The sequence below is a fragment of the Roseateles amylovorans genome, from assembly GCF_025398155.2.
Lineage (GTDB): Bacteria > Pseudomonadota > Gammaproteobacteria > Burkholderiales > Burkholderiaceae_C > Roseateles > Roseateles amylovorans.
Window position 1 is genome coordinate 5,749,051 of sequence record NZ_CP104562.2, and the last position, 25,140, is coordinate 5,774,190.

Annotated in this window: 14 protein-coding genes; 10 read left to right on the top strand and 4 right to left on the bottom strand. The window is 65.0% G+C overall.

Annotated elements, in window-relative coordinates; genetic code table 11:
* The first annotated feature begins 6 nt into the window (after positions 1–6).
* From N4261_RS23810 to ruvB, 4 genes are all read left to right on the top strand, one after another.
* The gene (locus N4261_RS23810) at positions 7–1,494 is read left to right on the top strand and encodes a sensor histidine kinase (protein ID WP_261757714.1); all 1,488 of its coding nucleotides are present in this window, start codon (positions 7–9) and stop codon (positions 1,492–1,494) included.
* A 260-nt stretch (positions 1,495–1,754) separates the two neighbouring features.
* Positions 1,755–2,408 carry a response regulator gene (locus N4261_RS23815; protein ID WP_261757715.1) on the top strand — a complete coding sequence of 218 codons (654 nt, stop codon included), beginning with the start codon at positions 1,755–1,757 and terminating at the stop codon, positions 2,406–2,408.
* 608 nt (positions 2,409–3,016) lie between these two features.
* Complete coding sequence (ruvA, locus tag N4261_RS23820) at positions 3,017–3,586, top strand: Holliday junction branch migration protein RuvA (protein ID WP_261757716.1); 570 nt, start codon at positions 3,017–3,019, stop codon at positions 3,584–3,586.
* Positions 3,587–3,629: 43 nt separating this feature from the next.
* Entirely contained in the window at positions 3,630–4,691 is a 1,062-nt protein-coding gene (gene ruvB / locus N4261_RS23825) for a Holliday junction branch migration DNA helicase RuvB (RefSeq protein WP_261757718.1), read from the top strand.
* A gap of 504 nt (positions 4,692–5,195) precedes the next feature.
* Here the strand turns inward: ruvB and N4261_RS23830 are convergent.
* Positions 5,196–8,108 (bottom strand): TonB-dependent receptor plug domain-containing protein, encoded by a 2,913-nt coding sequence (locus N4261_RS23830; RefSeq protein ID WP_261757719.1) that lies wholly within the window; start codon positions 8,106–8,108, stop codon positions 5,196–5,198.
* 920 nt (positions 8,109–9,028) lie between these two features.
* On the opposite strand from N4261_RS23830, the gene N4261_RS23835 reads away from it, so the two are divergent.
* Entirely contained in the window at positions 9,029–11,977 is a 2,949-nt protein-coding gene (locus N4261_RS23835) for a TonB-dependent receptor plug domain-containing protein (RefSeq protein WP_261757720.1), read from the top strand.
* A gap of 249 nt (positions 11,978–12,226) precedes the next feature.
* On the opposite strand, the gene N4261_RS23840 is transcribed toward N4261_RS23835, so the two are convergent.
* Positions 12,227–15,148, bottom strand: a complete 2,922-nt coding sequence (locus N4261_RS23840) for a TonB-dependent receptor plug domain-containing protein (protein WP_261757721.1) — start codon at positions 15,146–15,148, stop codon at positions 12,227–12,229.
* A 641-nt stretch (positions 15,149–15,789) separates the two neighbouring features.
* Here N4261_RS23840 and N4261_RS23845 point away from each other — a divergent pair.
* The 5 genes from N4261_RS23845 to N4261_RS23865 all read left to right on the top strand — a co-directional run bounded on the left by N4261_RS23845 (position 15,790) and on the right by N4261_RS23865 (position 22,836).
* Complete coding sequence (locus N4261_RS23845) at positions 15,790–18,471, top strand: TonB-dependent receptor (protein ID WP_261757723.1); 2,682 nt, start codon at positions 15,790–15,792, stop codon at positions 18,469–18,471.
* A gap of 158 nt (positions 18,472–18,629) precedes the next feature.
* On the top strand, positions 18,630–19,850 hold the full coding sequence (locus tag N4261_RS23850; RefSeq protein WP_261757724.1) for an NAD(P)/FAD-dependent oxidoreductase: 1,221 nt from the start codon (positions 18,630–18,632) through the stop codon (positions 19,848–19,850).
* Between the two features lie 65 nt (positions 19,851–19,915).
* The gene (locus N4261_RS23855; protein ID WP_261757725.1) at positions 19,916–20,671 is read left to right on the top strand and encodes a class II glutamine amidotransferase; all 756 of its coding nucleotides are present in this window, start codon (positions 19,916–19,918) and stop codon (positions 20,669–20,671) included.
* 129 nt (positions 20,672–20,800) lie between these two features.
* On the top strand, positions 20,801–22,033 hold the full coding sequence (locus N4261_RS23860) for a sensor histidine kinase (RefSeq protein WP_261757726.1): 1,233 nt from the start codon (positions 20,801–20,803) through the stop codon (positions 22,031–22,033).
* A complete protein-coding gene (locus tag N4261_RS23865; RefSeq protein WP_261757727.1) occupies positions 22,030–22,836 on the top strand; it encodes a LytR/AlgR family response regulator transcription factor in 807 nt (268 codons plus the stop codon). The genes N4261_RS23860 and N4261_RS23865 overlap by 4 nt, the downstream gene beginning before the upstream one ends.
* Before the next feature lie 12 nt (positions 22,837–22,848).
* Here N4261_RS23865 and N4261_RS23870 read toward each other — a convergent pair whose 3' ends face one another.
* On the bottom strand, positions 22,849–23,586 hold the full coding sequence (locus N4261_RS23870) for a retron system putative HNH endonuclease (RefSeq protein WP_261757728.1): 738 nt from the start codon (positions 23,584–23,586) through the stop codon (positions 22,849–22,851).
* A complete protein-coding gene (locus N4261_RS23875; RefSeq protein ID WP_261757729.1) occupies positions 23,583–24,989 on the bottom strand; it encodes an AAA family ATPase in 1,407 nt (468 codons plus the stop codon). Before N4261_RS23875 ends, N4261_RS23870 begins: the two co-directional genes overlap by 4 nt.
* Positions 24,990–25,140 lie beyond the last annotated feature (151 nt).

A 25,140-nucleotide genomic window follows, 5' to 3' on the forward strand; every position in this document is an offset into this window, starting at 1 on the left:
GGCCTCATGCACCGGACCGCAGAACAACAACAGCCGCACCGCGGCCCGAGGGACTCGATTCACGACCGCCAGCCCCACGTCATTGGCGTGGCTCTGGCGTTGCTCGGAGGATCGATCGGCTTGCCCAGCGCCGCGCTGGCGCAGACCGTGGCCATGGGCCCGGGCTCCGCCCTGCCGCCCACCGCCGCCGGCGCGCTGCTCGCATCGGGTTGGCCGGAGCTGATCGGCACCGTGGCCTTCGGCCTGCACGCGATGCTGCTGCTGCTGGCGGTCGCGCTGAGCCTGCTGATCTGGCAGCGGCGCGCCCAGCGGCATCTGGGTTGGCTGATTGCGCTGATGCCCGGCTGGGTGCTGCTGGCGGGCGTGGCGCCGGCCACCGGCGCGCCCGTCGCCTTCGCCCTGACACTGGCGCCCTGGTTGTTGTGGAGTGCGGCCCACTATCTGATGCGGCGACTGCGTCGCCGTGACCGCCGGCTGCACCGGCTGCTGCTGGTGCAGGCGGTGGTGCTGCCATTCGCCTTGCTGCTCCCGGTGCCCGCACCGCTGGTGGCCACGGCCGCGCTGTGGTGGCTCAGCGCGCAATTGCTGGGGGCGATGGCTTGGCATATCTGGCACCTGTGGCAGGACATGTTCCTGCCCACGCTGGAGGAGCGCTATCCCCGCGCGGAATTCATGGTCAGTTGCGGCCTGATGGGTCTGGGCGCGCTGGCGGTGGTCGCCGCCTGCGTCTGGCCGCAGAGCGGGCTGGCCCAGATGCTGGCTCCGCTGACGCTGATCGGGCTGGGCCTTCAGCGGGTGCGGGCGTTCGCCCGCGCGCTGACCCATGCGGAGTTGCAGGTCCTGCAGGGCGAGCTGCGGCTGCAGGAGCGCATCGCCGAACTGGAGCGCCACTTCGATCAAGTGGCCGAAGCCAAGCTGGAGCAGGTGACCGAACGCGAGCGCAAGCGCATCGCCGCCGACCTGCATGACGACCTGGGCGCCAAGCTGCTCACCATCGTCCACACCAGCGAATCGGACCGCATCTCGACCCTGGCGCGGGAGGCGCTGGAGGAAATGCGCCTCTCGGTGCGGGGCCTCACTGGCAAGCCGGTGCAACTGCTGGACGCGCTGGGCGATTGGCGGGCCGAGGTGGTGTCTCGCCTGGCGCAGGCCAACATCCTGGCGGAATGGAAATCGCCCGCCGAGGACATCGAACACACCTTCCCGGCACGCGCCTACGTCCAGACCACCCGCATCCTGCGGGAAGCGGTGAGCAACATCATCAAACACTCAGGCGCCACGCACTGCGTGGTGGCCTGCTCGGCGCAGGACGGCTATTTCTCGGTCGTCATCCAGGACAACGGCCAGGGCATTCCGCTGGAGCTGGAAGGTCGCCTGGACAAGGGACACGGCATGGCCAGCATGAAGTCCCGGGCCAAGCAGATGCATGGCCAATGCCTGGTGGAATCCGGCCCCGGATGGGGCACGGTGATCCGGCTGACGATCCCCTTGTGATCGCTCCCGCCGCGGTCACCGAGGGCCGCGACCGCCTCTTGCTGCGGCGGCGGCCAACTTGCGATGCCCACCCTCTGTCACACCCGATCGCCAAAACCGTCACCCCACCGCTAAGGCAATCCCGCTGCGGCGTGACCCAATGCCCATCCTGCAGGTCCTCCCTGTGTTGATCGGGATAGGCAGTCGAGCGATTAAGCCGTACTGTTGCGTAGGGCGCGAAGACCCGCCGTTGGCCCTCCATTTGCGCAAGAATTCCTCGTATGAACCATATCCTGCTGCTTGAAGACATTCCCGAAATCCGCGCCTGGCTGAAAGTCCTGATCAAACAGGTGTTCACCAATGCGGTGGTCACCGAGTGCTCGCGGGTTCAGGATGCGCTGCAGCAGGTCAACAGCCAGCGCTTCACCCTGGCCCTGCTCGACCTGGGCCTGCCCGACGGCTCCGGGGTGGAAGTCATCAGCGCGCTGCGGGAGAAGCAGCCCGAAGTGCAATCGGTGATCGTCACCATCCACGACGACGACGAACATCTCTTCCCCGCGCTGCAAGCCGGTGCCTTCGGTTATCTGCTGAAAGAGCAGTCGCGGGAGCTGCTGGTGGAGCAGTTGCAGCGCATCAGTCAGGGAGAACCGCCGCTGTCGCCGTCGATCGCACGCAAGGTGATCGCCTATTTCACCTCGCAGCGCCGGCCGCAGGCCGCGGCGGTGCTGCATGAGGTGTCGCTGACCGACCGCGAGACCGAAGTGCTGCTGCGCGTGGCCAAGGGCTTCACGCTGCCGGAGATCGGCGTGCAGCTGGGCCTGTCGCGCCACACCATCGCGGACTATGTGAAGCAGATCTACCGCAAGCTCAACGTGAGCTCGCGCGCCGAAGCCGCCCTCGAGGCGCAGCGGCTCGGTCTCTTTGGGAGGAATTAGGCTCCCCCCCTACCGCCTGCGGCGGCCCCCTCAGGGGGCGAGCCCGATGACTCGGCGAAGCCGAGGCATGGGCTCCGCTTGATATGTCGCGCTCGGCGCTCCTGAAGTCTCCATCCCCCTCCCGCCTGCGGCGGCCCCCTCAGGGGGCGAGCCCGATGACTCGGCGAAGCCGAGGCATGGGCTCCGCTTGATATGTCGCGCTCGGCGCTCCTGACGTCTCCATCCCCCCCTACCGCCTGCGGCGGCCCCCTCAGGGGGCGAGTCCGATGACTCGGCGAAGCCGAGGCATGGGCTCCGCTTGATATGTCGCGCTCGGCGCTCCTGAAGTCTCCATCCCCCTACCGCCTGCGGCGGCCCCCTCAGGGGGCGAGCCCGATGACTCGGCGAAGCCGGGGCATGGGCTCCGCTTGACGTGTCGCGCGGTGCGCTCCTGGAAGGCCAGTTCTTTGGGCTGCCCATCGGTCCGCGACTGCCGTGTCGCCAGGCGTAGATCGATGCGCGCCTTCTGCCCGCGCCACACCGTCGACATGACCTGTTGCGCTGGCGCGTTCCGTGGTGCGCGCGGTGGGCAGCGCCACGAGTCGCCTGCGCCCCGATAATCCGTTCCCATGATCGGCAGACTCACCGGCGTCATCGCGGAAAAATCGCCCCCGCAGGTTCTCATCGATGTGCAAGGCGTCGGCTATGAGGTCGATGTGCCGATGAGCACCTTCTTCAATCTGCCGGGCCTGGGCGAACGCGCCACCCTGTTGACCCACCTGAGCATCCGCGAGGACGCCCATGTGCTGTTCGGCTTCCTCACCCCCGAGGAACGCCACACCTTCCGCCTGCTGATCAAGATCAGCGGCGTAGGCCCGAAGATGGCACTGTCGCTGCTGTCCGGCATGTCGGTTGGCGATCTGGCCCAGGCCATCTCCAAACAAGAAGCCGGCCGCCTGGTGAAGGTGCCCGGCATCGGCAAGAAAACCGCCGAACGCCTGCTGCTCGAACTCAAGGGCAAGCTCAGCCCGGATCTGTCGCTGCCCGTGTCGGTGGCCAACGACGCACATGCCGATATCCTGCAAGCGCTGGTCGCGCTCGGCTACAGCGACAAGGAAGCCGGTGCAGCCCTGAAGTCGCTGCCCGCGGACGTCGGCGTGAGCGAAGGCATCAAGCTCGCGATGAAGCACCTGTCATGATCGGGATGCGCCGCCCCGCACGCCCCGCACATTCGCCCCCGCCATGAGCATCCAGACCGACGACTTCACGCCCGCGCCCCAGCAAGCGCGACTGATCAGCGCTCAACCCGCCTCCCCCAACGAGGATGCGATCGAGCGCGCGCTGCGTCCGAAGTTGCTCGACGAGTACGTCGGTCAGGTCAAGGCCCGCGAGCAGCTGGAAATCTTCATCAGCGCCGCCCGCAAGCGCGGCGAGGCGCTGGACCACGTCCTGCTGTTCGGCCCGCCCGGCCTGGGCAAGACCACGCTCAGCCACATCGTGGCTGCCGAACTGGGCGTGAACCTGCGTCAAACCAGCGGCCCGGTGCTGGAGAAGCCCAAGGACTTGGCCGCCATCCTGACCAACCTCGAACGCAACGATGTGCTGTTCATCGACGAGATCCATCGGCTGTCGCCCGTGGTCGAGGAAATCCTGTATCCGGCGCTGGAGGACTATCAGATCGACATCATGATCGGCGAGGGCCCCGCCGCCCGCTCCATCAAGCTCGATCTGCAGCCCTTCACCCTGGTCGGCGCGACCACCCGGGCCGGCATGCTGACCAATCCGCTGCGCGACCGCTTCGGCATCGTCGCCCGGCTCGAGTTCTATACCGCGCCCGAGTTGCAGCGCATCGTCACACGTTCGGCCGCCCTGCTGAACGCGCCGATCGAGCCCGAGGGCGCGATCGAGGTGGCCCGCCGTTCCCGAGGCACGCCACGGATCGCCAACCGGCTGCTGCGCCGGGTGCGCGACTATGCCGACGTCAAGGGCGACGGCACCATCACCCGCCAGATCGCCGAGAAGGCGCTGGCGATGCTGGATGTGGATCCCCAAGGCTTCGATCTGATGGACCGCAAGTTGCTGGAAGCCGTGGTGCACCGATTCGACGGCGGCCCGGTGGGCCTGGACAACGTGGCCGCCGCCATCGGTGAAGAGCCCGGCACGATCGAAGACGTGATCGAGCCCTATCTCATCCAGCAAGGCTTCCTGCAGCGCACGCCGCGCGGACGCATTGCCACCCTGGCCGCCTATCGGCACCTGGGGGTCGCGCCGCCGAAGCAGGCCGGGCAGTTGTTCGACGAGTAGCGTTGGCGCAGACCGAAGCACGCGGTCTGCGGCCCCTCTCCTCGCTTCTTCATCCTCTCTCGAGCACCTCGCCGGGCAGCAGCGATCCGGCAGGCCTTTGGCTGTCGGGCTCTCGTCTCTCGCGGTCGGGCCTCGCCGCGTTGCAATGACGCGGCCTCATCGCTGATCCACGATTTCACACGGCATCACCTCGCGGTGAGATGCACCTGCGCGCCACCTGCGTTCGGCCGGTCAACGCAGATCCGCGTGCCTGCGGCTTGGCGCGCCCGTCTGGCTCGGCCTGCTTCCCATGGGCCCTCTCATCGTTCAGGGATCAGCTCCGAGGGCGGCTGCGGCTCAGTCCTGCAGCAGGCTGGGCGCCCTGACCTCGCCCGCCGGGACCGTCACCGCTGCCCCAAAAGAAAAACCGCCTGCCGGCGCAAGCCGGACAGGCGGTTCAGGGTTCTGGCCGATCGCCAAGGGCCGAGGCCCTCGGGGATCAGGCAACCGGGCGGAGCCGGTTGATCAGAACGCTTGGTTGTAGCGGACCCACATGAAGCGGTCGATCGGCATGTCCGGGTCGACGGACGCTGCGGACGACGTACCGCCGTAGGTGCTGCTGGCCAGGTAGGTGACACGCGGCTGCTTGTCGAACACGTTGTTCGCGCCCACCAGGATCTGACCCTTCCAAGGCGTCTTGAAGCCAACGCTCACGTCGTGGTACATGATCGAGCCCAGCTGGTTGTAGCCCAGGCCGGTACCCACGGTGGCGGTGCTGCCAGTGGGGTTGCTGCACTCGACCGGCGTGGCGCCAGCGGCTTGGCCGTTGTTCCAGCAACGATCGCGGATGCCGCTGAGGTAGCGAGCCGACCAGGTCGCGCTCCAGGCGCCCAGACGCCAGTCCACGGCCATGTTCGACTTGATGCGGTTGTAGGCCCATTCACCGGTGTAGTTGGCCCAGGCAGCCGTCGGCGAGCTCTTGATCTTGAAGCTGTCGACGTAGCTGGTTTCGCTGCGGAAGGAGAACTGACCGAAGCGCGTCGCCGGGAAGCGATAGTTCAGGCCCAGGTCGAAACCGGAGGTCTTCAGCTCGCCCAGGTTCTGGTTGCCACGCTCCAGATACGTGATCTGACCGGTGGAGTCACGCTTGATGCTGTTGCAGAAGCTCTGCACGCCTTGCACGTAGCACTGGTTCAGCACGTAGGCCGCGCTCACCGCTGCGATGCGGTTGGTGACCTTGACTTCGTACCAGTCCAGCGACGCGGTCAGACCCGACAGATAGGACGGGCTGTAGACCAGGCCCAGCGTCCGGGTGGTCGCTTCCTCAGGCGTCAGCGTGCCGTTGCCCACACCCGAGTTGAACGGGTAAGGCGTTTGCGCGCCACCGGAAGGCACGTTGTTGCCCGCTTGGTTCTTTTGACGGAAGGTGGTCGACACGCCAGCGGCCGCGCACTGCGCCTTGGCGGTGGCATTGTTGCCAGCCACGGCACCGAACGAGGAATCGCACGGGTCAAGGTAGCTGTCGTAGGACTGCGAACCGCCGCCGAAGGTGTCACCCAGCGTCGGGGCACGGAAGCCCTGAGCATAGGTACCACGGGTCAGCAGGTCCTTGATCGGCTTCCACACGAAGCTGGCCTTGCTGTTGGTGGTATCACCAAAGCTGCTGTAGTCCGAATAGCGGCTCGCGAAGTTGAGCGAGAGCGCTTCGGCCAGAGGCATGCCCTTCAGGATGGGGATGTTCAGCTCGGCGTAGGCTTCCTTGACGTTGTACTGACCTTGGGTGGTGTTGGCCGCCAGATCGGTCGAATAGCCGGATTGCTCGAACTGACCCGGACGATCGAAGCCATTGACTTCGCGACGCTCGACGCCGAACGCCACGCCGACATTGCCTGCCGGCAGCTTGAAGATTTCACCCGACGCATCGGCGGTGAAGCTCTTCACCGTCGAGCCGTAGGTACCTTGACCGGTGGACATCACATAGGCCAGCGCTTGCGGCGTCGAGGCCGAAGGACCGCCCATCATGTCGAACGGCACGCACTCGCTCAGAGGGATCGGCACGGCGGCGGTACCGCACTGAACCACACCCTGCGCATTCATGAACGAAGGGCCCAGGGCCTTCTTCAGGTTCAGCAGGTTGAGGTTGCCGGTGCTCAGCGTCGTGCCGCTGACGTTGCTGTAGTTGACGCCAGTGCTCCACGTCCAGGGCATGCCGGCGATGGTCACATCACCTTCGAGGTTTGCGTCCAGGTGCAGCGTGCGGTTGGCGTTGGCGGTCACACGCGGCACTTCGATCGTGCGGCGAGCGAAGTACAGCTGGCTGCCCGGAACCGGGTTGTAGTAGCTGTTGGCGTCAATGTAGACCGGGTACTTCAGCTGCGTGGTGCTGGTGACCGGGTAGCCGGCGATCTGGCGCTCGGAATCGCGCTTGGCGTACATCGCGGTCGAGTTGAGGCGCACGTCCGGCGCCACTTCGATCGAGCCCTTGGTGAACAGCGTCTTCAGTTCCGTCGGCGACTGGAACATCATCTGGCTGGACGAATTGAAGGTGTCGTTGTCCACCCCAGCGTAGGGGTGGTAGCTGCCGATCAGGTTCGAAGGCTGCCCCACGCCGTCACCCAGCGGGCCACCGGTGTGATTGAGCATGTAGCCATTGGTGCTGCCCAACAGGCCACCGCAACCGCCGGTCGACGCGACCGTGCAGATGCGCCCCCAGGGAGCGGCGCCATAGCCAGAGTTCTTGTGACCGGGTCCAAAACTGTAGGACGTGATCTCACGATCCTTCGCCCACACCGGCTCTTGCTTGGAATAGCTGAAGCCGAACATCAGCGACGCCTTGTCGTTACCGGCGCCGTAGCTCAGGCTGTAGTCTTCGGTACGGCCGTCACCCTTGTCGTTCTCGCCGACGTAAGCGCTGAACGTGCCGCCTTCCAGCGACTTCTTCAGGATGATGTTGACCACGCCGGCAATCGCGTCGGAGCCGTAGGTCGACGAAGCGCCATCCTTCAGCACTTCAATGCGGTCGATCATGGCCGACGGCACGGTCGACAGGTCGGTGTAACCGGCAACGGTGGAACTCCAGCGCTTGCCGTTGACCAGCACCAGCAGACGCTGCGCGCCCAGGTTGCGCAGGTTGATGTATTGGCCGCCCTGCTCACGGTTGGACGTCAGCACCGAACCCTTGGAGAAGGCAGGCGAACCTGCCGAAGACATCGAATTCAGAATGTCGCCGACCGTCACCAGACCGCTCTTCTGGATTTCCTCCTGCGTCATCTTGAAGACCGGCTGCGAGGTCTCGATGTCGATCTGGCGGATGCGCGAACCGGTGATTTCCACCCGTTCGATCTGTTGCGGTTGTGCGGCTTCCTGCGCGTGGACCAGGCCTGCCAGGCTGCCCAGAGCCAGAACGGCAGCCAGGGATATCTTGGAACGTTGATGCATGACTTCTCCGAAGGGGGAAATGCGTGTGGGGCGGTAAACCTCTGCGCTTGCTCGGCCGCTGACTGATCCAGGTCGGACGCGTCACACAACCTCGACAAAGGACGTGAGCGAAGCGATTGTGAGGAATGGCACCCCCCCTGACTTCCTCGGGAAACCATCTAAGCCGCGCCTACAAATTGAGGGCAGACGGAAACGTTTCGCAGCATTTCCAACATCGAAAAACGCGGTAACACATTGATTTCATTGGGAGAAATTTTTTCCGCACCGTTTACGTGCTGCGCATCCGGTGAACAAGTGTGTGCGCGCACATGTGGTGTGTAGACGCCCTTGACGTTGTTGCTCCCCAACATTCGGCACCCTCTTTCGTGCGATTTTTCCCAACTGCTTCGACTAGCGCCCAACGCCGGTCAGCTGTCACGCCTCTCTCACAACCCCCCTCGATGCGTTCTATTGGTGCAAAAGTCCGCTTTTGGTGCAGTCAAAGTTGACAGCTAGGCATTCATGAGGCGGACATGTATATGAATGCCGCCGCCGACCCGGTTGACCTGGATGTATGACGTATTGACGGAGGCCATCAGACCTGGTGACCTCGTGTTGCCGCAGGGCCACTTCGAACCATGACAAGTCACCAGGGATATCACTCAATTCAGGGTCGCGGAAACCCTAGCTTCGGCCCCCGGGAGGCGTGATTTTCCTGGCGTGACAAGCCTTTTCTCTCGTTGCGCAGTGATTCCGGCAGATGCACCAACCCTCAATTGGTAGGAACCCGCCCGCGCGTGTCGCAGTTGTTAACAAACACTCCTCAAACGTTTCCGTCGCAGCCGATCGAATCGTCCGTCCAGACATATCTCGGACGGATTGCAGAACAAGTACGGGCAACTGCGGCGGTGCCATCGTTATCCCTTCCGAGGAGTGCTCACATGTTCAAGCGTGGCTCGATCAGTACCGCCGTCCTGGCGTGTCTCGGCGTGTATTCCGGCGCCGTCCTGGCGCAGCAAGCCCCTGCACCTCAGCAAACCCTGGAACGGGTGGAGGTCACGGGCAGCCGGATCCTGTCGGTCAATGCCGAATCGCCGGCGCCGATCCAGGTGATCACGGCGGCGGAAATCGGCGCTTCCGGCGTGGCCAACCTGCAGGACCTGCTGCTGAAGAACCCGGTGTTTGGCACGCCCGGTATCAGCCGCACCAACTCCAACTTCTCCACCTCCAGCGCCGGTGTCGCCACCATCGACCTGCGCAACCTCGGGTCCAACCGCACCCTGGTGCTGGTGAACGGCCGCCGGTACGTGTCGGGCGTGCCCGGTGACAGCTCGGTCGACCTGAACAGCATTCCCACCGACTTCATCGAACGCGTCGAAGTGATGACCGGCGGCGCCTCGTCGACCTACGGCTCCGACGCGGTCGCGGGCGTGGTCAACATCATCCTCAAGCGCAACTTCCAGGGCATGATCCTGGACGCTCAGGTCGGCGAGAGCCAGGAAGGCGACGACAGGAAGAGGAAATTCAGCGCCACCTTCGGCATGAACGCCCCGGACAACCGCGGCAACCTCATGTTCAACCTGTCCGCGTCCAAGCAGGGTGCGGTGTATTCGCGCGATCGCAGCTTCTCTGCGGTCGACCAATACACCTTGTCCGGCTTCACTGGCGAACCCGCTGACATCTTCACCCCGCTGCGCCCGTTCTATTCGAGCTTCGCGCCGCAAGGCACCTTCACCTTCCGCGACGCCACCCTCAACGCCAACCGGTCGTTCACTTTCGATCCGAACGGCAACCAGATCCCCGTCTCGACCAACGGCCCCAACGGCGACGGTGTCGGTGCCACCGGCTACGACCGCTCGGCCTACCGCACCATTGCGATCCCGACCGACCGCCTGATGCTGGCGACCAAGGGCGAGTTCAACCTGAGCGACAAGCACACGGTCTTCTTCGAAGGCAACTACGCCTCGACCAAGACCAAGACCCGGCTGGAGCCTTTCGCACTGGCATCGACCGACATTCTCGACAGCGGCTTCATCCCGGCCGAGAACTTCGTCAACGGCGTCAGGGTCCGCAACCCGTTGGTGCCCGACACCATCTACAACAATGCCCTGGACCGGGACGGCGATGGCCTCAAGGACTTCAGCTTCACCCGCCGGATGTCCGACATCGCGCTGCGGGGCAACAAGGCCGATCGCGACACGGTGCGCATCATCGGCGGCGTGAAGGGCGAGATCGGCAAGAACTGGAACTACGACACCTACGCGGGCTACGGCTTCACCAAGGAAGGGCAGACCGGCACCGGTCAGGTCAATGTCGTGAACTTCCGCAACGCGCTGGCCGTGATGCAGGACGTCAACGACGCCAACAACAACGGCAATACGACCGAGGTCATCTGTATCGACCCGGTCGCCCGCGCGCAGGGCTGCGTGCCGGCCAACGTGTTCGGCGCGAACACGCTCAGCCCGGGTGCCGCAGCGTATCTGCATGCGCCGTCGTCGCTCAATACCAAGACCACCCAGGCGCTGGCCGGCTTTTCGCTCAGCGGCGAACCGTTCGAACTGCCCGCCGGTCCGGTCGGCGTGGCGCTGGGTGCGGAATATCGCCGTGAGTCCTCCAGCACCGAATTCGACGCACTGACGCAAACTGGTCTGAATGCCGGCAACGCCCTGCCCAACACCGCCGGCAGCTTCAATGTGAAGGAAGTGTTCCTCGAAGGCCGCTTCCCGCTGCTGAAGAACCTGCCCGCGGTCAAGACACTGGATGCCACCGCCGCCGTCCGTCAGGGACGCTATTCCAGCGTGGGCAACACCACCAGCTGGAACAGCGGTCTGGACTGGGGCGTGAACGACACCTTCCGCGTGCGCGCCAGCTATGCGGTGTCCACCCGGGCGCCCAACATCGGCGAGCTGTTTCAGGCGCCCAGCCAGACCTTCCCGACCGGCCTGATCGATCCCTGCCAAGGCGTCACCGCCGCCGAGCAGAGCACGCGCGCCACTCGCTGCCTGGCCAATCCCGGCGTGGCGGCGAACGTCGCTGCCAACGGGGAATTCACCCTGAACCAGGCCGATGCCCAGGGCGTCAGCGGCTTCGACAGCGGCAACCCCAACCTGAAGGCTGAGAAGGGCCAATCGCTGACGTTGGGCTTCGTGATCACGCCCCGCGATCTGGTGAAAAACCTGTCCATCACCACCGACTACTACCGCATCAAGGTCAAGAACGCGATCAACACCCCGGGACGCCAGTACGCGCTGACCCAGTGCTACAACGGTGATGCAAGCTACTGCCAGTACATCACCCGCCGCCCCACGGACCAGGGCGCCAACAGCGCCGGCTCGCTCGAGTTCATCAATGAGACCAATGCCAACACCGGTGGCGATTTCGTCGAAGGCATCGACTTGACGGCGGCCTATGCGACCAAGTTGGCCGGCGGCCAGTTGAATGCGCGCCTGTCCTACACCTACATGCGCAAGGCCTACAACAAGCCGACGCCGGATGCCGAGATCGACCGCTTCGACGGCGAGATCGGCCAGCCGAAGAACCGCTGGCTGTTGAACCTGGGCTACAACATCGGCCCGTTCGGCCTGAGCGCGACGACCACCTACATCGGCAAGTCGCACCTGGACGACACCTTCCTCAACAACCCAGACCTTTGGGTGACCATCCCCACCAAGAGCCAGGCGTCGGTCAAGGAGAAGTACTACCTGGACCTGCAAGGCAGCTACTCGTGGGGCAAGTCCACCCAGATCTACCTGGGCATCGACAACGCGCTCAACACCAAGCCGGCGCCCATCATCTCGGGTCTGCCGGGCAATGTGACCGGCGCGGAGACCGCGTCCATCTACGACGCGATCGGCCGGCGTTATTACATCGGCCTGCGCTACAGCCTGTGAGCGAGGCGGTCCGGTCGTCGGTCAGCGAGCCGATGGTCAGCACGGTGGCGGTCGCCGGTGCCACGCTGATCTGAAGCAGACCGGGACATGACAAGGGCGCCCTCTCGGGGCGCCCTTTTTCGTCGGACCTGGCGGTCCGGGGGATGAGCCGTCCGGCAGAGTCCTCAGCGTCGACATCCGGGCGTCTGCATCCAGGCTGGACGCTCCGGCGTCATCGGACGCTTGGAGCGATCTGACCGCTCAGAACGCTCAGAACGGCTGGTTGTACCGCACCCACAGGTAGCGATCGACCGGCACATCCGGATCCACCGACGACGACGACGAGTTGCCGCCCGCGCTGTAGTTGGCGTTCAGCACCACACGCGGCTTCTTGTCGAAGACGTTGTTGGCGCCGACCAGCAACTGGCCCTTCCAGCCGAAGGTGTAGCCCACGCTGAGGTCGTGATAGAACACCGCGCCCTGACGGTTGTAGCCGGCACCCTCGCCCCAGCTGGCGCTGCCGGTGGGGTTGGTGCAGGTGGAGGTGTCCTCGGTGTCCCAGCAGCTGTCCTTCACCGCGCTGTAGTAGCGGCTGGAGAAGGTCGCCACCCAGGGGCCATAACCCCAGTTCAACGACAGGTTGGACTTCAGCCGGTTGTAGCCGTATTCACCCAGATAGCTGACCCAGTCCGCCGTCGGCGTGCTCTTCTGACGGTACTTGGTGACGAAGCTGCTTTCGGTGCGGATCGCAAACTGGCCGTAGGCCGTCTTCGGGAAGCGGTAGTTGACGCTCAGGTCCACGCCCGAGGTTTCCAGCTCGCCCAGGTTGGCATAGCCGCGCGACAGGGTGGCCACCTGGCCGTTGGCATCACGGGTCACGCCGGAGCAGAACTCGCTCACGCCCTGCACATAGCACTGGTTCAGCACATAGCTGGCCGAGAGCGACGAGATCGCGTTCTTCACCGTCACCCGGTACCAGTCCAGGCCCAGGTCCAGACCCTGCATCCACGACGGGTTGTAGACCAGGCCCAGGGTGCGGGTCTTGGCGTTTTCCGGCTTGAGCGTGCTGTTGCCCAGGCTGGCGTTGAACGGATACAGGCTCTGCCCGCCGGTGGAAGCGGCCACGCTGCCGGATTGCACCAGTTGGCGATAGCTCGAGCTGGTGCCCGACGCGATGCATCGCGCCAGCACGTCGCCGCCGTTCTTCGCCGCGCCGTTGACCGTGTCGCACGGATCGACGAAGGTGTCGAAGGACTGCTGGCCGCCGCCGAAGGTGTTGCCCAGCGGCGGCGCACGGAAGCCCTGCGCGAAGGTGCCGCGGGTCAGCAGGTCGGTGACCGGCTTCCACATGAAGCTGGCCTTGCTGTTGGTGGTGCTGCCGTAAGTGCTGTAGTCCGAATAGCGCGAGGCCAGGTTGACGCTCAGCAGTTCCGCCAGCGGTACCTTCTTGAGCAGCGGCACATTCACTTCGACATAGCCCTCCTTCACCGAGTACTTGCCGTAGGTGGCATTGCCCGCCAGGTCGGTGGACAGCCCGGAGTGGGCCAACTCATCGGGCTGGTCGAAGCCGCTTTGAGTGCGGTACTCCACGCCGGCTGCCACGCCGATGTTGCCGGCCGGCAGCTTGTACAGCTCACCGGAGACATTGGCCGTGACGCTGCGGGTGGAGCTGCCGTATTCCGACGTCAGCTTGGCCATCACATAGTCCAGCGCCGCCTGGGTCGAGGCCGACGGGCCGCCCAGGATGTCGAACGGCACGCACTGGGTCAGCGGGATGGGATTGGCGGCCGTGCCGCACTGCACCACGCCACTGGCGTTCTTGAACGACGGGCCGAGCGCCGACTTCAGATTCGCCAGGTTCAGGTTGCCGGTGCTGGTGACCGTGCCGTCCTGCTTGCTGAAGTTGACACCGACGTCCCAGTTCCACGGATTGCCCAGCAGGCTGAAATCCCCCTCCAGCCCGGCATCCAGATGGGTGGTGCGGTTGTTGTTGACCGTCACCCGCGGCACTTCGATCGTGCGCCGGTAGAAGAACAGGTCCTGACCGGCGCCCGCTGCCACATCCGCAGCCTGGTTGCCGTACGGGTTGTAGTAGCTGTCCTTGTCGATGTAGACCGGATAGTTGGGCTGGCTCAGGCTGTTGAGCGGATAACCCGCGACCTGGCTGGTGGACTTGCGCTCCGAGAACATCGCGGTGCTGTTGAAGCGCAGCACCGGGCTCAACTCCAGGTTGCCCTTCACGAACATCGACTTCTGCTCATTCGCGGCCTGGAACATCATCTGGCTGCTGGAGTTGAAGGTGTCGTCCAAGTTGCTCGACGAGTAGGCGTGATAGTTGCTCGAGACGTTGGACGCCGACCCGGTGCCGTCACCCAGGTACGACCCGGTGTGGTTGACCATCTGGTTGAAACCGGTGGCCGTGCCGGTGGTCGGATTGACCTGGCGGATGCGGCCCCATGCGCTGGTCCCGAAGGAATAGGGATAGCGGTCGGCATCCGAGCCGTAGGAGGCCGCAGTGATGGCGCGGTCCTTCGCCCAGACCGGATCGGTCTTGTTGGCGCTGACGGCGAACATCAGCGAGCCCTTTTCGTTGCTCACGCCGTAGGCGACCGAGGCGTCCTTGGTCTGGCCGTCCCCCTTCTCGTTGGCGCCGTAGTAGAGGCTGATCTTGCCGCCGTCCATGCTCTTCTTGAGCACCACGTTGACCACGCCGGCGATGGCGTCCGAGCCGTAGATCGAGGAGGCGCCGTCCTTCAGCACGTCGATGTGGTCCACCAAGGCGGCGGGGATGGTGGAAATGTCGGTATAGCCGTCCACCGACTGTGTCCAGCGCTTGCCGTTGACCAGCACCAGGAGGCGCTGGGAGCCGAGGTTGCGCAGGTTGATGTACTGGCCGCCCTGCTCCCGGTTGGAGGTCAGCACCGAGCCCTTGCTGAAGTCGGGCGAGCCGGCGGCGGTGAGCTGATTGAGCACATCGCCCAGGGAGACCAGGCCGCTGCGCTGGATCGCCTCGGCGGTGATCTTCTCGACCGGCTGGGCGGTCTCGGTGTCGATCTGGCGGATGCGGGAGCCGGTGATCTCGACACGTTCGATCTGTTGAGGGGCTTGGGAAGTCTGCTGCGCCTGGGCGAAGCCGGAAAGGCCTCCCAGCGCCAGCAGGGCGGCAATCGATAGCTTGGAACGTTGATGCATGAGTTCTCCGAACGGGGACGAGGCCTGTGAAACCACGGATGCCGCTTCGCTGGACCGCGCCGTCCCGGGTCGGGCGGCGTCATCGAAACGACAGGTGCGGCGATTGTGGAAACGGGGCCTGTTCGGAGGCTCTACGGGAACTCTCTAGGGGGACGGTCTGTCAAGACGCATGTGTCAGCCATGTGGAGCAGGCGACATCTGAGCCGTCCGAGGGGAGCGGACCCGACCTGCGCTAAGTACTTGATTGTGAAGACAACTACGTAAAGTTCTGTGGGGGCGGAGGGTGTCCGAAATCGTTGCAAAAAGATAACGGAAGTCATGTGGAGCGGCTTACCGCATGGGCCGCCACGCAGGCGGAATGTCCGACTTAACCGTACGAGTAAAGCAGCTGTAAAGCGTGAGGAATGTGGCGCCCGTACGACCGAATGCGCGTATTTACCTGGGTGTAAACCCTTGTTTTCTGATGTTTTCAGCCATGTTCAGCCCAAACCGAACGCATTGCGCACCGAGTCCCATCGTTGGTGTCAAAAGTCTGCAAACTTTGGCCACGCCTCGCACCTCTGCGGGGCCTTTTTTTTGGTCTCCCCGACCGTCGGATCGACGCAGGGAATCGGGCCGGAAACCCTCTCTAGGAGTTGTAGATGTACAAGCTGAACGCGGTGAGCCTGGCAGTCGCCGCCACCATTGCGGCCGCGTCCTTCCCGGCGCTGGCCCAGAGCACGGAACAAACCCAGCTGGAGCGCGTGGTCGTGACCGGCTCGGCCATCAAGCGCATCGATGCCGAAACCGCCGTCCCGGTGACCGTGGTGAAGATGGATGACCTGAAGAAGTCGGGCATCACCTCCGTCGAACAGGTCATGGCCAACCTGACGGCCGTCCAAGCCTCGTCCAACACGGCACAGTCCATCGGTTCCGGAAGCGGCGGTGCCTCGTTCGCCGACATGCGCGGCATCGGCGCCGACAAGACGCTGATCCTGCTGAACGGTCAACGCATCGCGAACAACGCGGTGGACGGTTCGGCGCCTGATCTGAACATGATCCCGTTCGCCGCCATCGACCGGATCGAAGTGCTGCGCGACGGCGCCTCCGCGCTGTACGGCACCGACGCCATCGGCGGCGTGATCAACTTCATCACCAAGTCCAACTACCAGGGCGGCTCGATCACGGTGGGCTATGACTCGCCCGAGAAGTCCGGCGGCAAGAACCGCAGCCTGAACGCGGGTTTCGGCTACGGCGACCTGCAGCAACAGGGCTTCAACGTCTTCGGCTTCGTCAGCTACAAGAAGCAGGACGCCATCAGCGGCACCCAGCGCGACTTCAACCGCCGACTCCCTGGCGGCCTGTCCTACAGCACCGCGCCGGCCAACTACACCCAGGACAACTCGACCTTCTACAACCCGACCGGCACGGCCTGCACGGGCACCCAGATGATCAATTCGGGTGGCGAGTGCAAGCTGGTCACTGCGTCGTTCGTCGATTTCCAGCCCAAGACCGAGACCTACTCCGGCATGCTCAAGGGCAGCCTGCTGGTCAATGACAGCCTGACGCTGGGCGCCGAACTGTTCACCACGCAGAACAAGGTCACGACCCTCATCGCGCCGGTGCCTTACGGCGGCTACGTCATCAACCCGGGTACCGCCTACTACCCGACCAATGCCGCACTGAACCCGAACTTCGACGACGGTCTGGCGGGCAGCCCGTTCAACAACCCGTCGAGCGCTTTCGCGACCCCCACGAACGTGCAGCCGGGTTATGCGTATGTCTACTGGCGCGACTTCCCCAACGGGTCGCGCGGCCAGATGAACAAGAACACGCAGAACCGCCTGATGCTGACCGCCGACGGCAACGCCCTGGGCTGGGACTACGCCGTGGCCGCCTCGTACAACCACAACAAGGTGGACCAGTACCTGATCAGCGGCTATGCGAATGGCGACATGATCGGCGAAGGCCTGCTGCGCGGCATCATCAACCCGTTTGGCGACCAGACTGCAGAAGGCAGCAAGCTGCTGCAAGACGCAGCACTGAATGGCCGACTGCAATACGCCACCGGCACCGTCAAGAACCTGAGCGCGCACGCCAGCCGTGACCTGGGTGACTGGCTCAAGACCGGTCGTCCGGCTCAGCTCGCCCTGGGTGTGGAGTTCCGCCACGAGAAGTTCGAATCGGCGGCCGACTCCGAGTTCGCCACCAAAGTCGTGGCCTCCACCGGCGTCGATCCGGACTTCCGTTCGGAAGGCTCGCGCAAGGTCAGCGCGCTGTATGGCGAGCTGAACGTGCCGGTCCTGAAGTCCCTGGACATCACCGGTTCGCTGCGCTATGACAAGTACAACGACTTCGGCAGCAGCACCAACCCCAAGGTCAGCTTCCGTTTCCAGCCGACCAAGGAAGTGCTGATTCGCGGTTCGGCCTCGACCGGCTTCCGCGCACCGACGCTGTATGAGCTGTACGGCAACAGCTCGTTCACCAACACCGGTGGCAGCTACGCCAACCCGGTGCTGTGCCCGGATGGCCAGAACGGCACGCAGTGCGAAGCCCAGTTCCAGGTGATGAACTCCGGCAACCCCAACCTGCGTCCCGAGAAGTCGAAGACGGCGACCCTGGGCATCGTGGTCGAACCGATCGCCAACGCCAGCATCGGCGTGGACTTCTGGTGGGTCGGCATCAAGGACTCGATCGGCTCGATCCCGCAGTTCGCGCTGTTCAACAACTACAACGACTACCCCGAGCTGCAGAAGTACTTCCACTTCGCCGCCGGCAACACGCTGTCCCTGTCCAGCCTGGTGTGCCCCGGCCCGCAGTGCGGTTATGTCGACCAGACCCTGCTGAACCTGGGCAAGGTGCGCACCAACGGTTTCGACCTGACCGGTGCCTACCGTCTGTCGACCCGCGCGGGCCAGTTCGACTTCGGTCTGAACAGCACGTATGTGGCCAAGTACGAGTTCCAGAACTTCAAGGACGGCTACTGGGTCCAGAACGTGGGCACCTACGGCCAATCCGGTCCGGTGTTCCGCTGGCAGCACAACCTGACCACCAACTGGCGCTATGACCAGTTCGGTGCAGGCGCCGTCATGCGCTACAAGTCGGGCTATTCCGACTTCAATCCGAGCACCCACGCCCGCGTGCCGTCCTACACCACCCTGGATCTGTACGGCACCTGGTCGCCGCGCAAGGATCTGTCGCTGGTGCTGGGCGTGCGCAACCTGTTCGATCGCGAACCGCCTTACACCAACCAGGACGATCTGTTCCAGGGCGGTGGCTGGGATTCGCGCTACGCCGACGCCACCGGCCGTGCCTACTACCTGCGCGCCACTTACTCGTTCTAAGACGCGTTCCGAGACGCCGCGCTTCATGCGCCTCGTCTGAAACGGCACCAAACGGGAGGGGAGACCCTCCCGTTTTTTTTCGTCTGGACGTTCCAGTGGTGGCGAGCCGATGGACGCTCCCTAGAATGACGGGCTCACGAACCGAAGAACCAAGTCCTATGTCTGCCGATTCCTGGCCCGTCTCCTGCCAAGTCCTCATCATCGGCGCCGGCCCCGCCGGCAGCGCCGCCGCGCGCTGGCTGGCGCGTGCCGGCAAGGACGTGGTGATGGTCGACCAGCAACCCCTGGGCCGCGACAAGGTCTGCGGCGACGGCCTGATCCCCGACGCCCATCAGGCGCTCGAGCGCCTGGGCCTGCTGGACCGGGTGATGGCGCGGGCCCAGCGCGCCGCGCATGTCGGCTGCATCGGGCCACGGGGCGGCCGCATCGACGTGCCGGGGCATCTCGCCGTGCTGCCGCGCAAGGTGCTGGATGAGATCCTGAACCTCGGCGCGCAGGAAGCCGGCGCCCGCTTCATCGCCCCCGCCCGCTTCGACGCCCCGCTGGAGGACGCCCAGGGCCGCGTCTGCGGTGCCCGCCTCACGGTCAACGGCGAATCCCGCGAGATCCAGGCCGACTGGGTCCTGCTGGCCACCGGCGCCGTGCCCAAGGCCCTCACCGCTGCCGGCATGTGTGAGCGCCACACGCCCAGCGGCGTGGCCCTGCGCGGCTATGTGCGCGCGCCGTCGATGGTCGGCGAGATCAAGGCCTTGGAAGTGGTCTGGTGCAAGCCGGTCCAGCCGGGTTATGGCTGGATCTTCCCGGCGCCGGACGGCAGCTTCAACATCGGCGTGGGCGTCACCGACAGCCACCGCGACCTGGCCGGCAAAGGCCAGAAGAAGGACGTCAACCTGCGCGAGATCTTCGATGCCTTCGTCCGCCACTATCCGCCGGCCCAGCGCCTGATGGCCGAGGGCGAGCTGATCGGCGATCTCAAGGGCGCCCCACTGCGCTGCACCCTCAAGGGCGCGCGCTGGACGCGCCCCGGCCTGCTGGTCACCGGCGAGGCGGCTGGCTCGACCTATTCCTTCACCGGCGAAGGCATCGGCAAGGCCATGGAGACCGGCCTGCTCGCGGCCGAAGCGGTGTTGGCCCACGGCGCCGAGGATGCCCGTGTCCGTGCCACCTACGAAACCGCGCTGCGCAGCCTCCAGCCGAAGTACGACCTCTATGAACGCGGCAACCGCGTCAACCGCTTCCCCTGGCTGGCGGACCTGCTGATCTGGCGCGCTCAGAAAAGCCCGCGGCTGCTGGCCCGGATGAGCGGTGTGCTCAACGAGACCAGCAATCCCGGCAACCTGGTCAGCCTGAAGGGCCTGACCCGGCTCTTCCTGGAATGACGGGGGCCGCCGCAGCCCCCTGATCAAGCGATCTCCCCACGCATGACCTGACGGAGCAGCCACCGATGTGTCAATTGATGGGCATGAACGCCCGCCGCCCCACCGACGTCATGTTCAGCTTCACCGGCCTGGCGACCCGGGCCCATGAGCACAAGGACGGCTTCGGCATCGCCTTCTTCGAGGGCCGGGGACTGCGGCATTTCGTCGATCACCACAGCGCGCGGGTCTCGCCGCTGGCGGAGATGGTCAAGCGCTATCCGATCCAGAGCGACGTCGTCATCGCCCACATCCGCAAGGCGACCCAGGGCGTGGTATCGCTGGAGAACACCCATCCGTTCGTGCGGGAGCTGTGGGGCCGTTACTGGGTCTTTGCACACAACGGCGATCTCAAGGGCTTCGCGCCGCGGCTGCATGCGGCCTTTCGTCCCGTCGGCCAGACCGACAGCGAGCAGGCCTTCTGTTGGCTGATGCAGGAACTGGCCAAAGCCCATGCGGACATGCCGGCCATCGAGGAACTCAACCACACCCTGCGGGAGCTGCTGCCGCAGCTCAACCGGCACGGCACCTTCAACATGCTGCTGTCCAACGGCCAGGCGCTGTGGGCCCACGGCTCCACCAAACTGCACTACCTGCTGCGCCAGCCGCCGTTCGGGCCGGTCACGCTGCAGGATGAAGACCTCACCATCGACCTGGCCGCCCGGAATACCGACACAGACCGCATCGCCATCGTCGCGACCGAACCGCTCACCCGGGGCGAGCCGTGGTGCGCCATCGAGCCGGGGCAACTGAAGGTGTTTGTCGGCGGCGAGTCGTTCTGCTGATCGACTTCACCCAGCGCCTGAGTCCGTCCCGGGTCTGCCGGGCGGCTGTGCGGTGCCATTCGTCGCGCCTTTCCGCCATTCGCCGCAGGCGCTCGTGGCGGCCGCCGTGGGCGCCTAGACTTCGGGCTCATGACACTTCGCAGCGCCATGGCCGACAACCCACGCTTCCATTGGTCTCAGTGGATCTTCCCCGGTCCCCGACGCGTGTTCACCGCCGCCGAACTGGCGAGGGCGGGCGGCACCGGATGGTCATCCGCGATCGATTGCTACGTCTACACCAACGTCGTGTTGATCGTGGCCATCTTCTATACCCAGTTGCCGCCGGGCAGCGCCCTGGCCGTGGTGATCAGCGTCATCGCTGTCTCGATGCTCGGGCTGCTGGTGGCGCGCTGGCTGTGGCGCCATCCAACGCGCACCCGCTACAACTTGGTGTCGCTGGCCACCGGGGTGGCGATCGCCACGACCCAGGTGTCACTGAGCAAGCTGGGATGGAAGACCCAGGTGATGGAGAGCATGCCGTTCGTCATCGGCGGGATGAGCCTGATGATGACCTCCTGGTGGTTCCTGACGCTCTACCGCACCCAGCAGATCGAATCCCGGCTGCGCGAGCTGGACGCCCAACAGGAGCGCATCGCGATGGCGCAGCGCCTGGCCACGGCGCAGATCCAGCCGCACTTCCTGTTCAACACCCTGGCCTCGCTGCAACACTGGGTGGACACCCGCGATGAGCGCGCCGGCCCGATGCTGCGCTCGCTCACCCGCTACCTGCGCGCCACGCTGCCGATGTTTGCCCAGGAGCGGCTGCCGCTGGAGCAGGAGCTGCAGATCGTGCGCAGCTATCTGGAGGTGATGCAGGCCCGACTGGGTCAGCGGCTGACTTGGTCGGTGGACCTTGAGGCCGGCACGCAGCCCGTGATCACCGCCGCCAGCCTGCCGCCGGGCACCCTGCTGACGCTGGCGGAAAACGCCATCACCCACGGCATCGAACCCAGTCTCCGAGGCGGCCATGTGGCGATTCGCGTGGGCATGACGGCCAGCGCCAATGCGGGCGAAGGCGGCCTGCTGCGACTGGAGGTGGAGGACAGCGGCCAGGGCCTGACGCCCGACGCCTACGACGGCCTGGGCCTGAGCAACACCCGCGAGCGCCTTCAGGCGCAGTTCGGTGCGGCGGCTCAGCTCGGCCTGGAGCGCGCCTCGCCGGGCTGCCTGGCCTGGATCGAACTCCCGCTGCAGCCGTCCCACGGCGCATTGGTCGGTGATCAAGCTGCGGCTGCGCTGCCTCACACGCGCCCGGCCGCTGGTCCGGTCCCCTCCATCGACGCCGCCCCGACCCGTCCCGCTCACGAACCCACCACGCCATGATGATTCGCACCCTGATCGCCGACGACGAGGAAGGCCCTCGCGAGCAACTGCGCGCGGCGTTGCAACGGCTGGCGCCGGAGCTGGAGATCGTGTCGGCCTGCGCCAACGGGGTGGACGCCTGGGACGAGTGCCTGGCGCAAGAACCGGCCCTGTGCTTCCTGGACATCCGGATGCCGGGCCTGTCGGGCCTGGAGGTCGCCCACCGACTGGCGCAACTGGCCGAGCCCCCGCAGGTGGTGTTCGTGACGGCCTACGGCGACCATGCGCTATCGGCCTTCGATGCCGGCGTGGTCGACTACGTGCTCAAGCCGGTCGAGGACGCACGGCTGCAGCAATGCCTGCAGCGGATCCGTCAGCGCCAGGCCCAGGTGGCGGAGGCTGCCGACGCCACAGACGCAGCGCCCACCGCATCCGCAGCCGCGTCGCTGCCAACGGCGACCTTGGAGCTGCTGCGGCAACTGCTGCCGGCACATCGGCCCACCATGCGCCCGATCCAGGCCAGCCAGGGCCGCGAGATCCAGCTGATTCCGCCGGAGGACATCCTCTTCTTCCAGAGCGACAGCCGCTACACCCGCGTCGTCCACCGCGACGGCGAGGCCTGGATCCGGACCGCGCTCAAGGAATTGCTCACCGAGCTGGATGCGCAGATCTTCTGGCAGGTCCACCGGTCGGTGGTGGTCAACAGCCGCTTCGTCGCCAGCGCCACGCGGGTGGATGAGAACACCATGCAGCTCAGCCTGAAGGGCTCGGAGGAGAAGCTGCCGGTGTCGAGGCAGTTTCAGGGGTTGTTCAAGGGGCAGTGAGGCCGAGCTTCCCTAGATCAGCTGAGGCGCTCGGGTTCGAATCACCCGTTCGGCCAATCCGCCGTAGAACTGGCGCGTCAGGCTGAAAAACGGACTGAGCCGATCGCCCCGCGGCGTCAGGTCCACCGCCGCGAGGTGATCCAGATCCCATTGTCGGGACAGATTGTCTTGATAGGCTGCGTCCAGCTCATCCCACCATTGCTGCCTGAGCCCGATCAGATAGGGACTGTTCAGGTTCAGGAGGTCGATGGTGTAGCGGGCGCGCGCCTTGTCCGCCGGATCAAGATCAAGGTGCGGCTCCACCTCCCCGGACGACAGATAAGCGAAGAACCTCGCGCAATCGCGCTGCAACGGCGACACGAACAACGCCATGTTGACCGGATGCGGCTTGCCCTGTTTCCCCGACGCATGCCCGCCGAAGACCGCCACGCCGCGACTGGCGGCGGTGGCCAGTCCTTCGGCATCATTGAACGCGCTGGCCAAGAGGTTGTTGTAGTCGAAGGTGCGCTCTGGGTGCTGACTCTTGTTGGCCACATGCTCGATATGGAAGCCCAGCTGCAACGCTTCCGCGTCGGCTTCGCTGTAGCAGCACAGGTGATGCTGCTCAGGCTTGAGCGAACCATTGAGCAATCGGTCCTTTTCACCGAGATTTCGCCATCGGCGAGACGCACTTTCGGCATCCGAGGGTGGATTCGCATGCGCTGCCAGAAGCCGAGGATGGGTGCAGGGCGCCTTCGTCACATGCCTCATGGTGCACCTTCCGCGGTCGGAGGGGATGGCATCTGCGCCGCCAAGGCTCGTTGACGGTTGATGCTGCGCTGAAGGCGCTGGATCTGCTCATGGTGGCCGCCCAATCGGCTCACCAGGCGGGTCATCAGCTCACCGGCCCGGCCGGACTCGTAACGGCCCTGGTCGACCAGTCTGGTCAGTTCCTTGAGTTCGGCGAGCTCATCGATGGGCGGCTGGGGATCCACCATCATGACGCGTTGCAGGACGGTGTGGCTGGGCGCACCGTAGGGATTGGCGAGTGGCTCAGCGATCGTGGGACGACCGGCCCCATCGGTACCCAACATTCGCACGGATTCACGCGACACCGTGCTGAGCACCTGCGGACTGTGTGTGGTCACGATGAACTGCACCTGAGGGAACGCGTTGCGCAGCGAAGCCAGAACGACCTGTTGCCATTCCGGATGCAGGTGCATGTCGACCTCATCGATCAACACAATGCCGGGGGTTTCCTGCGCGGCCAGACTCCCCAGGTGCGGATTCAGCTTGGTGGCCCGGAACGCCATGTCCGCCACCATGCCGATCATGTTTCGAATGCCGTCACTCAACAGGTCCACCGGCAATTCACCGTGGTGTGCATGTTCCGCAACCATGGTTTCCCTGGAAAACGAGTAGCTGATGTTCCGCCAACCGCTCGGCGCCAGGCAGGCATTGACCGCATCGGACACCGACTGGATGTAGGCGTCGAACTCCGTTCCCGTGGGCGTCCGGTTGCGCTCCAGCGCTTCGATGCGCGAATTCTTCGCATTGAAGTTCCAGTACTTGAACCACTCGACGAAGGACTTGTAGCTGGACGCCGGATCAAGGCAGTCGGTGTAGCCGATCGTGCGCGATGTCCGAGAGAGCCGATTCTCTTGAAGCTTCTTGCGCTGCCAGAGCCGGCCCGTTCCGTAATAGGCGATCAAGGGCAGCACCACCTGTGCCTCCTCAGGCGATCGAACCGCGTGTTGCAGTCGCTTGCCGTAGTCAATGAGCGACTTCGCATGCCGAATCGTCGTCTTGGCCCCCACCGGGCTGGAGAGGGACCGCAGCCAGGTCGCCACGTTCGGGCGCAAGTCGGACGGCGATTCAGGCACGATGCCCGTGGCCTCGAGCACCACACCGCCCGGCGCGGACTCCATTTCGTTGCTCGCGGTCTCCCGCACCCGCGTCAGACGAATATCGTCCGGCTCGAAATGCCGGCCAACCGCTTCGTCAAAGGCGCCGACAAACGGCCCCAAGGCGACCGCAACCGCATCCAGGACGGATGTCTTGCCCGCACCGTTCGAGGCGGCGAGCACCGTCAGCTTGGGGTGGAAGGACACGGTGAGCGACTCAAAGCACCGGTAATTGGAGAGGTGCAACGATTGAAGAGTCAGTGCGAACATGGCGTTGACCTGTGGAATTCAGGAGTACTTGAGGCGCAATCAGCGAAGGAGATCGGGACGCCCACAGAAGCCGTCGGATGATAACCAGCGCATCGTCGGGCTCTGCCCGGCATCGCCCCTCCCGACCCGGATCTGAACAAGGCTCGGACAC

Coding starts and splice junctions, on each gene's coding strand:
- N4261_RS23810 (WP_261757714.1), top strand. CDS start 7: ATGCACCGGACCGCAGAACAACAACAGCCGCACCGCGGCCCGAGGGAC.
- N4261_RS23815 (WP_261757715.1), top strand. CDS start 1,755: ATGAACCATATCCTGCTGCTTGAAGACATTCCCGAAATCCGCGCCTGG.
- ruvA (WP_261757716.1), top strand. CDS start 3,017: ATGATCGGCAGACTCACCGGCGTCATCGCGGAAAAATCGCCCCCGCAG.
- ruvB (WP_261757718.1), top strand. CDS start 3,630: ATGAGCATCCAGACCGACGACTTCACGCCCGCGCCCCAGCAAGCGCGA.
- N4261_RS23830 (WP_261757719.1), bottom strand. CDS start 8,108: ATGCATCAACGTTCCAAGATATCCCTGGCTGCCGTTCTGGCTCTGGGC.
- N4261_RS23835 (WP_261757720.1), top strand. CDS start 9,029: ATGTTCAAGCGTGGCTCGATCAGTACCGCCGTCCTGGCGTGTCTCGGC.
- N4261_RS23840 (WP_261757721.1), bottom strand. CDS start 15,148: ATGCATCAACGTTCCAAGCTATCGATTGCCGCCCTGCTGGCGCTGGGA.
- N4261_RS23845 (WP_261757723.1), top strand. CDS start 15,790: ATGTACAAGCTGAACGCGGTGAGCCTGGCAGTCGCCGCCACCATTGCG.
- N4261_RS23850 (WP_261757724.1), top strand. CDS start 18,630: ATGTCTGCCGATTCCTGGCCCGTCTCCTGCCAAGTCCTCATCATCGGC.
- N4261_RS23855 (WP_261757725.1), top strand. CDS start 19,916: ATGTGTCAATTGATGGGCATGAACGCCCGCCGCCCCACCGACGTCATG.
- N4261_RS23860 (WP_261757726.1), top strand. CDS start 20,801: ATGACACTTCGCAGCGCCATGGCCGACAACCCACGCTTCCATTGGTCT.
- N4261_RS23865 (WP_261757727.1), top strand. CDS start 22,030: ATGATGATTCGCACCCTGATCGCCGACGACGAGGAAGGCCCTCGCGAG.
- N4261_RS23870 (WP_261757728.1), bottom strand. CDS start 23,586: ATGAGGCATGTGACGAAGGCGCCCTGCACCCATCCTCGGCTTCTGGCA.
- N4261_RS23875 (WP_261757729.1), bottom strand. CDS start 24,989: ATGTTCGCACTGACTCTTCAATCGTTGCACCTCTCCAATTACCGGTGC.